Here is a 14,253-nt window from a genome sequence, read left to right on the forward strand (position 1 = left end):
CCTCAGCACTTACCTAAGTCCTCTCCAAAGGAGAAGGCTTAAAAAACTAAAAAAGCGATGAAGTATCATCGCTTTTTTAGTTTAAGATCGTTTTTCAAAATCCTCTCCTCCGGAGAGGGTTTGGGTGAGGTTATTTCCCCTTTTCAGATTGAGGGCCGTTGTCACCGCCATTATCCTGGTTCTTGTTATCGTCTTTTTCCCTATCCTTCTTAAACTCAAGCTTGCCAAATTTATAGCTCAGGCTTATGCCGAATGATTGTATCGGCACAAGCCTTACGTTGGTTGAATAAAAGTTGCTGCCAAAAGTTGACGAAGTTTGACTAACATATTTTGCAAAGGGATTGGTAGCTGTAAGACCGATGCTGGCCTTTTTGTTCATGAACATTTTGCGCATGGCAAAGTTGTAAAACACAAATTTAGGGTTAGTGCCCTGGATGCCTTTTTGTGATGAATTGTAATTGCCAAAAAATTCGGCGCTCAGGTCATGACCAAAACTATATTGTGCATTGACGTTAATGCGGTAAGCAAAAGCGCTGACATTGGCAAAACCAGGGTTAGTGCTTCGTCTGTCGCTGAAAATCATGTTGGTGCGCAGGCTTAGTTTGTCGGTTACCGGTACTGAAGCATAGATATTGATACCGATCCTATCCTCCGAGCCTATGTTATAACGCTGGTTGAACGATACGTTTTTATACGTTTTGTTGTTAACCTTTAAAGAATCATAATAAGTAGTGAATTGCTGGATATCATCTGTATTGTGGCGATAAAAAGCGGCTATGTTAATATTAGCTCCTTTGTCAAAACCTTTATTGTAGCCAAACTCAAAATTATCTCCTTTTTCGGGTTTCAGGTTTGGGTTACCAGTGTTGATGTTATGCGGATCGCTGATGTTCAGGAACGGGTTCAGATCACCATAATCGGGCCGTTCAATACGGCGGGTATAGCTAAGTTTAACCGATTGCGAACCGTTGCTGCCAAACTTGTGCGAAAAAACCAGCGATGGCACCAATATATTATAATTAGGAATGTTCACACCCTGAAAATCAGCTTTGGTATTGGTGTACTCATCTCTCAAACCTCCTTTTACGTCTAAAAAACTATTAAACAAGGATGCTGATGCCGACAGATAGTAAGCATATATCTTACGATCATAAGTAAAGCCATAAGTTTGCCCGGGGTCGAGGTTTAAAATACCATCGGTTGCCAGCGTATCTGTAACCACATTATTATTGATATGATTAAAATCAAGCTTGCCCCCGGTTTCTATTGTTAATTTTTTGCTTACAGGATGGGTGTAATCAACAGAAATATTAGTTTCACGATCTTTACCAGGATTGGTATTTGTTAAACCAGTGGAAGGCTTAACACCATTAAGATAATCTGTTTGCTGTGCAGAGGCAAAGCTATTGTTACCAAAACTTTCGGTATAAAGTATATCAAGCTCCTGGCCTTCTTTTTCAAACGTTTTTTTGTAGGCTAAGCTAACATCTGTTGAGCGGCCGTTAAACTTACTGCTGGAGTTACGGATATCGGCTGTATCTGATATAAATGCACCGGTCGCCGAAACAATCCTCGAATTTTCATTGGTGACGCCATTACCATGATTACCAAAATGGTTAAAGCCAACCCCGGCGGTAAGATTATCATGCTTGCTGATATCCCAGTTAAAATTAATACCCGATTCGTAGCCGTTACGTTTAAAATTGTTTGTACCCTGTTGAAAAAGAGTAGTTTGATTTCCCTGCCCGTCTGTTGATACACGGTTACGGGTATTAGGAGCATTTGTATTGATCTGTGCGTTACCACTAAAAAATGCATTCACGCCAAAATTGCCTTTACGGGCATTGAGGTTAAATGAACCGTTTTCGCGGCGGGTACCTGCCGATAGGTTAACGCTGCCATTAACACCCTCTACCTTACTATCCTTTAATATGATGTTTACGATACCCCCCGTACCGGCAGCATCATACTTTGCACCAGGACTGGTGATCACTTCAATACTTTTGATCTGGCTGGCCGGGATACTGGCCAAAGCATCGGCAAGGCTGGCCCCGAAAATGCTGGATGGTTTACCGTTGATCAAAAAGCGGATATTGGCATTGCCCTGTAACTCTACGTTACCGTCAATATCAACAGTGATCTGTGGTACCTTTTTCAAAACATCAATAGCCACACCACCCTGTGCACTTAAATCATTTTGGGGGTTGTAAACCATTTTATCTATCCGGTTTTCAACGGTAGGCACTTTAGCGGTTATGGTTACCCCTTTTAGTTCGTTGGCAACAGGCGCCAGTTTAATCTCGCCCAGTGATACCACACCATCTTTAACTATTACGTGTTCGATAGTTGCTTTTTGGTAACCTAAAAATTCGGCGGTTATTTTATATTCCCCTGCTGGGATATTATTGATAGAAAAATTTCCTTTAGGGTCGGTACTGATACCGTTGAACGGCGATGTGGCACCTTGTTTAAATACAGATACGGTGGCATAGTCAACCGGCAGTTTTGAAGTGGCATCGGTAACTTTACCTGTAATTTTCCCCTTTGCTCCGGGGGCTGTTTGGGCGTGTAAGGCGGTTATAAAAACAAAAGAAAATAAGATCAAAAAAACGGACTTCATTATACAATATGGGTGTTGGAACCACAAATTTTATAAGAAAGATTGGATTAAATCTGATTTAAATGGTATTGAAGTGTATTTGTTACAATATGTTTTTATTATGTATACACGCTTGTTACATTGTATATGAGCCTGTTACAAAAAAATTAGAAAATTAATACAATTGTGCCCCCGATAATAAGCAATGCACCTATGGCGTTTTTGAGAGTTAAAGGCTCGCCGAGAAAAATAACAGAAAGCGCAATGGCCAAAGCAACGCTCAGTTTATCAACCGGGGCTACCTGGCTTACCTTGCCCAATTGCAGGGCCCGGAAATAACAGATCCATGAAAGCCCGGTTGCACAGCCCGACAGGATGAGGAAAGTCCAGTTGGTTTTGGTGAGGCTGCTGATCCCGCCATGCGTCCCCTTAAAAAGGGCAATAGCCCAAGCCAGGATCAGGATTATTACCGTACGGATGGCAGTCGCCAGATCGGTATCCACCCCTTTAATTCCTATTTTGGCAAAAATGGCCGTAAGCGCTGCAAACAGTGCCGATAGTAATGCGTAGATCCACCACATAATGATCAGATTTTGTTTTTAACCTGCAACAAGTTAAGTACAAATTTGATTATGTATTCTGTATAAAATCTATCGGGGTTTTAATTTATCAGTCAAATCTTGCTCAAACTTATTGATGATGGCTTTAGATAGCCCTTTTCCGTTATTGATAAAATCATTTGCAGCCATATGGTCTACAAAACTTTTTCTTATCCTCATACCGGGGTATTTTTTCAGATATTCGGTATAATAGCCTGGCCAAAACCAAACACCATCGGTATAATAGCTGTTAGGGCATAGTGATTCTTTTGATAGCCAATCTCTTTCATAATTCATCCACCCATATATAAATCTGCCATTTTCAAGGTAATTGATAATTTTTGATAATAGTTCGGCATCAATAATATTGCCGCCGCTCATTTCTTCAAAATAAAAACCATCAACCGCATACTCGTCATGTTCTAAAATAAAGCCGGTCAATTTCATTTTTGATAAGGATTCCAAAGATTTGTCAAAATTATGAGTTTCCTGGTAGTATAAACAAGCATCAAATTACCTAACTTGAATTTTATCCAGAATCTGTACAAATTGACTTTCTAACTTTACCGAAAAAACGTTTTGAAAATACTCATCATCGAAGACGAAGAAGGGCTGCGCGAAAGTATTGAAGAATACTTTACCGAAGCCGGTAATATTTGCGAAACAGCAGCCAGCTATACGGCCGCCCTTTCCAAGGTTGAACTGTACCGCTACGATTGTATCCTGCTGGATATTACCCTGCCCGGTGGCAACGGTATTGATGTATTAAAAACCCTTAAAGCCAATAATTACACTGATGGCGTGCTCATCATCTCGGCCAAAAACTCGCTTGATGACCGCCTGGAAGGACTCGACCTTGGCGCAGATGACTACCTCGTAAAACCCTTCCACCTTTCGGAATTGAAAGCAAGGGTGTCGGCTATCATCAGGCGCAAAATGTTTAACGGCAGCAATGTGCTTAATTTCAATGAGCTGAGTATCGATCTGCTGGCTAAAACGGTAGCCGTAAACGGCATCCCGGTAAAGTTTACCCGTAAGGAGTTTGCTTTGCTTATCTATTTTATCTCCAACAAAGGCAAGGTAATTTCAAAAAATGCTATTGCCGAACATTTATGGGGTGATGGTATCGACCTGGCCAATAATTTCGACTTTATTTACTCGCACATCAAAAACATTCGCAAAAAAATAATGGAAGCCGGCGGTAAGGATTATATTTATGCCGCCTACGGTATGGGCTATAAATTTGCCGATCAATAAATGAAGCTTTCGGAAAGGTATAACCGGGTAAACTTAATAGCAACCATCGTTATCATGCTGATAACAGGCGCTATTTATTACCTGGCTATCAGCCTGATCCTTACCAATCAAAAAGACAATTCGCTGGAGGTTGAAGAACAGGAAGTTTTTGATTATGTAAAGCTTAATCACCACCTGCCACAGGTTTTTGATTCAAAAGACCAGCAGATCACCTTTATTTCGGCCGAACCAAATTCGGTTAAACGCGAGTTTTTTAACACCAGCTATTACCGCGAAAAGGATGAGCCCGAATCCGGGCGCGGGTTAATCAGTTCAGTAAATGTTGGCAACAGGTATTATAAGATCCTGATAGTTGAATCAAAAGTAGAAACTGAAGACCTGATCCAGATCATCTTCGGCATTACCATTGGTGTTATATTATTATTACTGTTAGTACTGGTAATCACTAATCGACTTATATTAGGCAGGCTCTGGCAACCATTTTACAGTATCCTAAGCGAGTTAAAACTGTTTAACGTTACCGATAACCGGGAAATGCCATCGCCCAATACTACTATAGACGAATTTAACGAGCTCCAGGCCGAAGTAAGTGCCATGGCCGAAAGGGTGAAGAAAGACTATAAAGACCTTAAAACATTCACTGAAAATGCCTCACACGAATTGCTCACACCTATTGCTGTGATCAATTCCAAACTGGATACCCTGATCCAGACAGAAAACTTTAGCGAGCATCAAAGCAAATTGCTGAATGATCTTTACAGCGCGGTATCGCGCCTGAGCAGGCTTAACCAATCGCTTCTGTTATTGGTTAAAATAGAAAATAAACTCTTGAACGACCGCCAGCATTTGAATTTGAAGGAACTAATAGAGGAGCTGCTATATCAATTGGAAGATATTTTTGGCGATAAGCAGATAACTATCACTTCAACACTTAATGAAAAGGAAATTGAAGCCAGCAACTACCTTATCGAGATATTATTGAACAATCTGATCATCAATGCGGTGCGGCACAACCGTGCCGGTGGGGAGATCATTATAAACCTTACATCCGAAAGTTTAACCATCAAAAACACAGGCGAACCAATAGCTCTCAACTCCGGCGATATCTTTACCCGCTTTCATAAATCGTCAACATCCGAGGGGAGCGGGCTTGGGCTTACCATCTCCAAACAGATCTGTGAAAGTTTGGGTTATCAACTCATTTACGGCTATGAAGTACCATATCATACTTTTATGGTGAGGTTTTAAATTTGTTACGATACCTGTACCAATTTTTTCCAGAATTATCCTGTAGCTTAGCTATTATTTAACACAACATATATTATTTTGACCATCCGGATAAAATGGGTTTTCGGCTTTTTATTTTGCCTGCTTAGTGCTGTTACACAGGCACAAACCTACAATCTTGAACATTACCTGGGGCTTGCCAAAAGCAATAGTCCACTGTTAAAGGACCTGCAAAACCAGGTAGCTTCGGGCCAGTTGGATAGTCTCCGCATCAGGGCCGGGTACAAACCCCAGGTAAGCGCCAACAGCGGCGGGCTTTACGCTCCCGTAATTGGTGGTTATGGTTATGCTGCTGCAATTACCAATGAGCATACGCTCAACGCATTAATGGCCATAAACCAATCGCTTGATAGTAAAAAGAATATCGCCGCACAAATCGATGCGGTGAAACTGCAATCCCAATCGGTACTCAACACTGCTAAAATATCCGAGCAGGACTTAAAAAAGGCAGTCACGGCACAGTATATTACCGCTTTCGGCAGCCTGCAGCAGGTAAAATTTAACCAGGAGGTGATCTCCCTGCTTAACCGCGAAGAAGAGCTACTCAAAAAACTAACCCGCAGCAACGTTTATCGCCAAAGTGATTACCTTACTTTTTTGGTTACCCTTAAGCAACAGGAATTAACCCTGTCGCAGGCACGACTGCAGTATAAAAACGATTATACCACGCTCAATTACCTAACCGGCATTGCCGATACCAGTTATATCGAACTGCAGGATCCCGGCATTCAAAAAAACATCCGTGCCGATATCAGCAACAGCATATTTTTCAGCCAGTATAAAACTGATAGTCTTAGGCTGGTGAACAGCCGTACTTTGGTTGATTTCAGCTACAAGCCAAAAATCAATCTGCTTGCCGATGGTGGTTACAACTCTGATTTCCTGAGCGGGCCTGCCTATAAAAACTTTGGCGCCAGCATTGGCTTTAGTTTTACCCTGCCTTTGTATGATGGCGGCCAGCGTAAAATCCAGTACCGCAAGCTCTCGCTGGAAGAAGATACCCGCCGCAGCTATAAGGCGTTTTTTGACACACAATACCGCCAGCAGATTGCGCAGCTAAATCAACAGATCGACGGCTCCGAAAAGCTGTTAGCCCAGATAGATGAACAAATGAAATACACCGAGAGTTTAGTAAAGGTTGATACCCAGCTATTACAAACCGGTGATGTGCGTGTAGCCGATCTGGTACTGGCCATTAACAACTATCTTACCATAAAAAACCTTAAAACACAAACCAACATTAATAAGCTGCAACTTATTAATCAGCTCAATTACTGGAACAAATAATATGAAATTCAAACACATATACCTTGCTGCCGGCCTGTTAACGCTGCTATATAGCTGTAAAGGCAATACCCAACCCGCAGATGATACCGGTGGCGATGCCGGAGCAGCCGCTCAAACTCCTGTAACCGTAACCTCCATTGCCGATAGCGCCATGGTTGACTATATTGACCTGAGCGCCATATCCGTTTTTCAGCAAAAAAACATTGTTAAGGCCAATGCCAACGGTTACATCCAAAAGGTAAACATATTGCCTGGTCATTATGTAAGCAAAGGCGATTTTATCTTCAGCATAAAAACCAAGGAAGCGCAAAGTATCGGCAACAGCATCAATGTACTGGATACTACATTCAAATTTTCGGGCGTCAATAAAATAAAAGCAGCCGGCAATGGTTATGTTACGCAACTAAACCATCAGCAGGGCGATTATGTGCAGGATGGCGAGCAGCTTGCCGTGATCAGTGACCGCGCAAGCTTTGCCTTTGTGATGCAATTGCCTTACGAGCTGCGCGGCTATGTAAAAAACAACCAGGATGTAACGCTCGTATTGCCCGGCGGCGAAAAGCTGACGGCACAGGTAAGCTCATCAATGCCCGCTGTTGATTCATTGTCGCAAACCCAGGGCATTGTACTTAAGGTAAACAGTACCAACCCTATTCCCGAAAATTTAGTAGCCAAAGCCCGCATCATTAAATCAATAAGGCCGCATACGGTATCGCTGCCAAAATCGGCTGTATTGAGTAACGAAACCCAAACCGAATTTTGGGTAATGAAGCTCATCAATCCAACAACCGCGGTAAAAACCGACATAACCAAAGGCATTGAAACCGGCGACAGGGTGGAGATCTTAACGCCAAAATTTTCGGCAAATGATAAAATAGTGATCACCGGTAATTATGGGCTGGCAGATACTGCTAAAGTGAAAATTGTAGAGTAAGCCCCTCTAAATCTCCCCTAAAGGGGAGACTTTACATACCTCTCATACAGAAGAGATCGGGTTAAAATAAATGTATTTACATACCTCTCTGAATATCCCACAATTAGAGAGATGTTTCAAAAGCCCTCCCCTTTAGGGGAAGGTTAGGTGGGGTTATTTATCATGAACCAGCGCAAAAATTATTTTATAACCCATCGCAAGCCATTAGGCCTGGTACTGGCCCTGTTTATTATGGGCGGGTTGTTTGCCTATTCAAAACTGCAAACTTCGCTCTTCCCCGAAATCACTTTTCCTAAAATAAAGATCATTGCCGACGAAGGCCTGCAGCCGGTAAATAAAATGATGGTAACGGTTACCAAACCGCTGGAGAATGCCATTAAACAGGTGCCCGACCTGCAACTGGTACGCAGTACCACCAGCAGGGGAAGCTGCGAAATTTCGGCCTTGCTTAACTGGGGTGCCGATATCGACCTGAGCCAGCAGCGCATCCAGTCAAGCATCGATCAGATCAAGAACGATCTGCCTGCCGATGTAAATATCAGCGTAGCCAAAATGAACCCATCCATTTTGCCGGTAAGCGGTTACACGCTGGAGAGCCATAACCTCTCGCCTATCGAGCTCAGACAGCTGGCTACTTATACGGTAAAACCCTTCTTGTCGCAGGTTGACGGAGTATCTGAAATCAGGGTAATCGGTGGCAAGCTTAAAGAATACTGGTTGACTCTTGATCAGCAAAAAATGACTGCTTTGGGCTTAACTCCCAATATCATCAGCAATACGCTTGCTACTACCAACTTTGTAAAGTCGGAAGGCTACCTGTCTGATTACAAGCGCATGTACCTCACGGTTACCGATGCTACCATCAACACCAAAGATCAGCTGGAACAACTGGTGATCAGCAATAACCGCAAAAGAATAGTGCGGCTCAAGGATTTTGCAAGCATCCAGGTTAACGAAGGTATCGAATACACCCGCATCAATGCCAACGGGCACGATGGGGTATTGATAGCCGTGATAAAACAGCCCAACGCCAATCTCATATCGGTTAGTAATGACATGGCTGATAAGGTTGATGCGCTGAAAAAACTGCTGCCCCGGGGCGTAACCATCAGGCCATATTACATACAGGCCGATTTTGTGAACGATTCGGTTAAAAGTGTAAGCGATAGCCTTTGGATAGGCTTACTGCTGGCCATTATTGTGGCGGTGATCTTTTTAAGATCGTTTAAAGCCAGTATCACCATATTAATTACCATCCCGGTTACGCTTGGGCTTACTCTGCTTATATTATACTGGCTTGGCTATACCTTCAATATCATGACCCTTGGTGCCATAGCCGCATCCATAGGTTTAATTATTGACGATGCCATTGTAGTGGTTGAACAAATTCACCGGGTACATGAGGAGCATCCCGATGAACTGAGCAGTCATTTAGTAAGGAAGGCGATTGATTATCTTTTCCCGGCCATGGTTGGCTCATCTATCAGCACCATAGTAATTTTCATCCCTTTTGTGCTGATGACAGGGGTGGCGGGAGCTTACTTCAAGGTATTAACCGATACCATGATCATTACGCTCTTGTCTTCTTTCTTTGTAACATGGATAGGCTTACCGGTAATTTACCTGCTCATTACGCCTAAGCCTAAGTTAAATGCGGCATTAAAGGCTAAAAAAGAAGAGGTACACACGGTTAAACAGCAAAAATGGGTAAGCTTTTTTATCCTGAGGCCTTATGTAAGCATTATCATTATTGCCGCTTTAGCAGCTGTGATTGTGATAGTACCGCCTTTACTGGAAACAGGTTTCCTGCCCGATATGGACGAAGGCAGTATTGTACTCGACTACAAATCACCTCCCGGAACTTCGTTGGAAGAAACTGACCGGATGTTACGGCAGATAGAAAAGCTGATCGTAAAACACCCTGATGTAACTGCCTACTCACGCCGTACAGGCACACAAATGGGCTTTTTCATTACGGAGCCCAACAGCGGTGATTATCTCATCCAGCTAAAAAAAGACCGCAGCAAAAGCACCGAAGAAGTGATCAGCGACCTGCGCAAAATGGTGGAAGAAACCCAGCCTGCGCTGGAGGTTGAGTTTGGCCAGGTAATAACCGATATGCTTGGCGACTTGACCACATCAGCCGAGCCTATCGAGATCAAGGTGTTTGGCGATAATCAGCAAACGCTGCAAAACCTGTCAAGGCAGATTGCCGGACTGGTTGAAAAAGTAAAAGGCACTGCCGATGTATTGCCGGGTATTATTATCGCAGGCCCTTCGGTAAGTATCCAGCCGCATTACAGCAAGCTGGCCCAGTACGGTATTACCCCGGCCGACTTGCAAATGCAAATACAAACTGCTTTGGAGGGCAACGTGATAGGCAGTTTACTGGAGAAAGAACAGCTGTCCCCTATCCGTATGGTTTATCCCGGTAACCGCTCGCTCAACGTGAATGATATTCATAACCTGCACATATTTATACCCAACGGCAAGCTCATCCCAATAACCGAGCTGGCCGCTGTTGAGTTAAGGCCCGGCGATGCCGAGATAAACCGCGAAAACCTGCAAAGCATGAACGTGATCAGCGCCCGGTTAGAGGGCAGCGATTTGGGTACTGTGATACCGGCCATCCAAAAAACCATTCGCGATAATGTAAACATGCCTACAGGCTACCATGTGGAATATGGGGGCGCTTATGCCCAGCAACAGCAATCATTTAAAGAGTTGCTTATTATATTAATAACCGCGTGTTTGCTGGTTTTTGGGGTGATATTGTTCCTGTTCAGGCAGTTCAGGATAGCACTGCTTATTTTGGTGATCGGCATTTTGGGTATCGCCGGCAGCTTCCTGGCCTTATTTATTACCGGTACTCCGCTTAATGTGGGCAGCTATACCGGGCTCATCATGATTGTAGGTATTATTGGCGAAAACGCCATTTTCACCTTCCTGCAGTTTAAAGAAAGCGCCATCGAAAATGACAATAAAAATATCGACTCGGCTATAACTTTTGCCATCAGTACCCGTTTAAGACCAAAACTTATGACCGCTTTAGGGGCCATTATAGCGCTGATGCCGCTTGCTTTAGGTATAGGCGCAGGTGCTCAATTGCACCAGCCCTTAGCTATTGCAGTTATTGGTGGTTTTTTAGCGGCATTGCCATTATTACTTATTGTTTTACCGGCAATGCTCCGTATATTGTACCGCAAAGGGTTCAGCACCCACTTAAATGAGATTAATGAAAGCCACAACGGTTAACACAGCATTTTTACAGATTCGGGATTTAATTTCATGCAAATAAACAATCCCGAGAAATGAAAAAGCAAATCTTAGCCGTAGCCTTGCTTATAGCAGGTATAGCTCCTTTTAAACTGACTGCGCAAACCTATGTAGCCGATAAAACGATCGCGCTTCCGGGCGATGGAGGTTACGACTACCTGTCTATTGACAAGGTAAACCGCAACCTGTATGTATCGCACAGCACATCTGTAAATATTATAAACCTGGATACCGAGAAACCGGTTGGCGTTATTGACAACATGAAAGGCGTTCACGGTATAGCCATAGTAAATAAGCTTAACAAGGGTTTTATCAGCGATGGCAAGGCAAACGCTGTAGTAGTTTTCGATCTGAAAACGTTTAAAACCATCACTACCATTGCCCTTACCGACGCTAACGGCCCGGATGCTATTATGTATGATCCATTTTCCGACCGTGTTTTCACCTTCAACGGCGAAAGTAATAACTCATCAGTAATTAACCCGGCAACGCTTAAACAGGTTGGCACGGTAGCACTTGGCGGCGGCCCCGAATTTGCAGTTGCTGATGGCAAAGGAAAGATCTATAATAACCTTGAAGATAAAAGCAGTCTGAATGTTATCGACAGCAAAAGCCTTAAAGTGATTAAAAATTTCCCCCTTGCCCCCTGCGGCGGCCCAACCGGCTTAGCACTTGATGCCGTTAATCAGAAACTGTTTACCGTTTGCCGCGAAAATAAAGGTGTAAGTGTTGTTGATATTAAAACAGGCAAAGTTACTGCTACGCTGCCAATTGGCGCCGGTGTTGACGCTGTAGCTTATGATCCTGAAACCAAACTGATATTTTGCTCATGCGGCGATGGCGTTACTACCATTATCAAACAAAAATCGGCCGATGAATATGAGGTGATCCAAAGCCTGAAAACTGCAGAAAGAGCCAGGACGATGGCACTGGATACTAAAACCCACAAAATTTATTTAAGCGTTGCTCAATTTGAACCCGGCACACGTAAAGCAATACCAAATACTTTTAAAGTGCTTGTTTTCAAACAAAACTAAAGTAAATTTTATATAAAATTTACATGAATTGATCGTGAAGATTTTGCGTATTCTTGTTTTAGTTAATTAATTTTTACAAAAAAATGAACTTTTTTGCACGTTATCAGTATATTTAACGTTTTAACACTATATGATTAAAAAGACTGATTTTGTTTATTCCCAGGAGTCTGAACCTCATCGCATCCGCACAAAAAAAATCTTAAAGCAGTTTCCGCAATTGCGTAAACTTATAGGCAAAAATCCAGCAACTATATGGGCCATTGTTGGCCTGGTAACATTCCAGGTTGTTTTAGCCTGGTTTGTACGTGATCAATCATGGTGGATAGTTTTTGGAGCAGCCTATTTACTTGGTGCTTTTGCCGATCATGCGCTGTTTGTAATGATCCACGAATGTACACACCAGTTGCTGTTCAAAAACCGTAATGCTAACCGCTGGGCATCCATGTTTGCCAATTTACCGCAAATATTGCCAAGCGCTATTTCGTTCGAAAAATATCACATTAAACACCACTCCTTTCAAGGTGTTCACGAGCTTGATGCCGATTTACCAAACCGCTGGGAAGCAAAACTGATCAGTAATTCGTTTTTTGGTAAAGCAATCTGGCTGCTGTTTTTCCCAGTATTCCAACTGTTCCGTTTATCACGTTTAAGGGAAATTCACCCGTTTGATGGCTGGATCCTGACCAACTGGTTATTACAGGCAGCATTTACAACGGCTATCGCTTATTTTATGGGGTGGCATGCAGTAGCTTTCCTGCTGTTAAGCTTTTCTTTTTCGGTTGGCCTGCACCCGCTGGGCGCCCGCTGGATCCAGGAGCATTACCTTACTGTTACCGAAGAGCAGGAAACATACAGCTACTATGGTAATTTTAACGCGGTAGCCTTTAACGTAGGCTTCCACAATGAGCACCATGATTTCCCTTCTATCCCATGGAACAAACTTCCTGAAATCAGGAAAACTGCGCCTGAGTACTATGACACCTTATACTATCATACCTCATGGACAAAGCTGTTTTTCCAGTTTTTGTTTGACAGGGAGATCTCGTTGTTTAACCGCATCCTTCGTAAAGACCGGGGCCGTGTAGCACTAACAGATATATCAAAACCAGATATCGACCTCACCAAAACCGAGACAACAAAGCCGGAACTTGTGGAAGTTGAAAAATAAGAAAATGAGAAAGGGCCCTGAAAAGGGCCCTTTTTTGTTGATGGAAGTATTTACATGATATTCTCATCTTGCATATTAAAAATTTTAAGGATAGGGAAATCTTAAGAGATAATTACATTTACAATACGTCATTGCTGTAAGGGTACCATCAGGAGAGCTCTGAAAAAAATCATGATGACGTGTAAAATATATTTCAGCGATGGTGTGCGGGGGCCGCGTTAGTGATAGTAGCGGATACCTGCCTTGTGGTTAATGCCTGTGCAGTATGAGCGGATAGCACGGGCCGCAGGCAACGCCCATATTCATAAATCGATCAAAAAAACATACTTAATAATCAACAACTTACAATCATGTCATTATAAGCTACTCTGTATTTAGGGGATTGCTTCGTACCTCGCAATCAATTGTAAAGGTTAGATAATTCGGAGACAAAATAGCCTAACTTAAAGCTATGCGAATCAACACAAATGATCTAACCTTAAAACGGAATTATTTGCAAACGTATCGTTTGCTGATAAAGGATTATGAACTTGTAAAAGAAGGCTTGCATCCCAAGTTCAGACTGGCTAAAGAGTTTTATGAGGCCCATCATACAGACCGCCGAAGTTTCCTGAAGTATTACAACCGCTACAAACAATCAGGAAACCAGGAGGATCTGCTGCCCGCAAGGCGAGGTCCGAAATACAGAACCCGCAGACCCTCGCTTACCGATGAAGCCTTAGTGCTTGAAATGCGCTCGCGAGGTAATAATAAGTTTGAAATAGCTCAGGAGCTTAAGCAGAAATCCAATAACTTTAAGCCATCGCCTT

General features: G+C 42.9%; 11 protein-coding genes. 8 read left to right on the top strand and 3 right to left on the bottom strand.

The window, feature by feature from the left end; translation table 11 throughout:
• Nucleotides 1-130: 130 nt before the first annotated feature.
• From ACFFGT_RS03580 to ACFFGT_RS03590, 3 genes are all read right to left on the bottom strand, one after another.
• Nucleotides 131-2,620, bottom strand: a complete 2,490-nt coding sequence (locus ACFFGT_RS03580) for a TonB-dependent receptor (RefSeq protein ID WP_377021136.1) — start codon at nt 2,618-2,620, stop codon at nt 131-133.
• A 146-nt stretch (nt 2,621-2,766) separates the two neighbouring features.
• A complete protein-coding gene (locus ACFFGT_RS03585) occupies nt 2,767-3,180 on the bottom strand; it encodes an EamA family transporter (RefSeq protein WP_121224364.1) in 414 nt (137 codons plus the stop codon).
• Nucleotides 3,181-3,249: 69 nt separating this feature from the next.
• A complete protein-coding gene (locus tag ACFFGT_RS03590; RefSeq protein WP_377021137.1) occupies nt 3,250-3,645 on the bottom strand; it encodes a hypothetical protein in 396 nt (131 codons plus the stop codon).
• A gap of 132 nt (nt 3,646-3,777) precedes the next feature.
• Here ACFFGT_RS03590 and ACFFGT_RS03595 point away from each other — a divergent pair, with 132 nt between their 5' ends.
• The 8 genes from ACFFGT_RS03595 to ACFFGT_RS03630 all read left to right on the top strand — a co-directional run.
• On the top strand, nt 3,778-4,455 hold the full coding sequence (locus ACFFGT_RS03595) for a response regulator transcription factor (RefSeq protein WP_377021138.1): 678 nt from the start codon (nt 3,778-3,780) through the stop codon (nt 4,453-4,455).
• Entirely contained in the window at nt 4,456-5,703 is a 1,248-nt protein-coding gene (locus ACFFGT_RS03600) for a sensor histidine kinase (protein WP_377021139.1), read from the top strand.
• A gap of 78 nt (nt 5,704-5,781) precedes the next feature.
• Nucleotides 5,782-7,029 carry a TolC family protein gene (locus tag ACFFGT_RS03605; protein ID WP_377021140.1) on the top strand — a complete coding sequence of 416 codons (1,248 nt, stop codon included), beginning with the start codon at nt 5,782-5,784 and terminating at the stop codon, nt 7,027-7,029.
• A gap of 1 nt (nt 7,030) precedes the next feature.
• On the top strand, nt 7,031-7,963 hold the full coding sequence (locus tag ACFFGT_RS03610) for an efflux RND transporter periplasmic adaptor subunit (protein ID WP_377021141.1): 933 nt from the start codon (nt 7,031-7,033) through the stop codon (nt 7,961-7,963).
• 162 nt (nt 7,964-8,125) lie between these two features.
• Nucleotides 8,126-11,218, top strand: a complete 3,093-nt coding sequence (locus ACFFGT_RS03615) for an efflux RND transporter permease subunit (RefSeq protein ID WP_377021142.1) — start codon at nt 8,126-8,128, stop codon at nt 11,216-11,218.
• Nucleotides 11,219-11,274: 56 nt separating this feature from the next.
• Nucleotides 11,275-12,276, top strand: coding sequence for a YncE family protein (locus ACFFGT_RS03620; protein ID WP_377021143.1), 1,002 nt, complete (start codon nt 11,275-11,277; stop codon nt 12,274-12,276).
• A gap of 130 nt (nt 12,277-12,406) precedes the next feature.
• Complete coding sequence (locus ACFFGT_RS03625; RefSeq protein ID WP_377021144.1) at nt 12,407-13,444, top strand: fatty acid desaturase; 1,038 nt, start codon at nt 12,407-12,409, stop codon at nt 13,442-13,444.
• Nucleotides 13,445-13,895: 451 nt separating this feature from the next.
• Nucleotides 13,896-14,253 (top strand): hypothetical protein (locus ACFFGT_RS03630; RefSeq protein WP_377021145.1); only part of this gene is annotated, 358 nt, incomplete at its 3' end.

Source organism: Mucilaginibacter angelicae (assembly GCF_042434235.1).
Classification (GTDB): domain Bacteria; phylum Bacteroidota; class Bacteroidia; order Sphingobacteriales; family Sphingobacteriaceae; genus Mucilaginibacter; species Mucilaginibacter angelicae.

Excerpts from the sequence above, each read along its gene's own strand:
- ACFFGT_RS03580 (WP_377021136.1), bottom strand. The coding sequence starts at position 2,620 with ATGAAGTCCGTTTTTTTGATCTTATTTTCTTTTGTTTTTATAACCGCC.
- ACFFGT_RS03585 (WP_121224364.1), bottom strand. The coding sequence starts at position 3,180 with ATGTGGTGGATCTACGCATTACTATCGGCACTGTTTGCAGCGCTTACG.
- ACFFGT_RS03590 (WP_377021137.1), bottom strand. The coding sequence starts at position 3,645 with ATGAAATTGACCGGCTTTATTTTAGAACATGACGAGTATGCGGTTGAT.
- ACFFGT_RS03600 (WP_377021139.1), top strand. The coding sequence starts at position 4,456 with ATGAAGCTTTCGGAAAGGTATAACCGGGTAAACTTAATAGCAACCATC.
- ACFFGT_RS03610 (WP_377021141.1), top strand. The coding sequence starts at position 7,031 with ATGAAATTCAAACACATATACCTTGCTGCCGGCCTGTTAACGCTGCTA.
- ACFFGT_RS03615 (WP_377021142.1), top strand. The coding sequence starts at position 8,126 with ATGAACCAGCGCAAAAATTATTTTATAACCCATCGCAAGCCATTAGGC.
- ACFFGT_RS03620 (WP_377021143.1), top strand. The coding sequence starts at position 11,275 with ATGAAAAAGCAAATCTTAGCCGTAGCCTTGCTTATAGCAGGTATAGCT.
- ACFFGT_RS03625 (WP_377021144.1), top strand. The coding sequence starts at position 12,407 with ATGATTAAAAAGACTGATTTTGTTTATTCCCAGGAGTCTGAACCTCAT.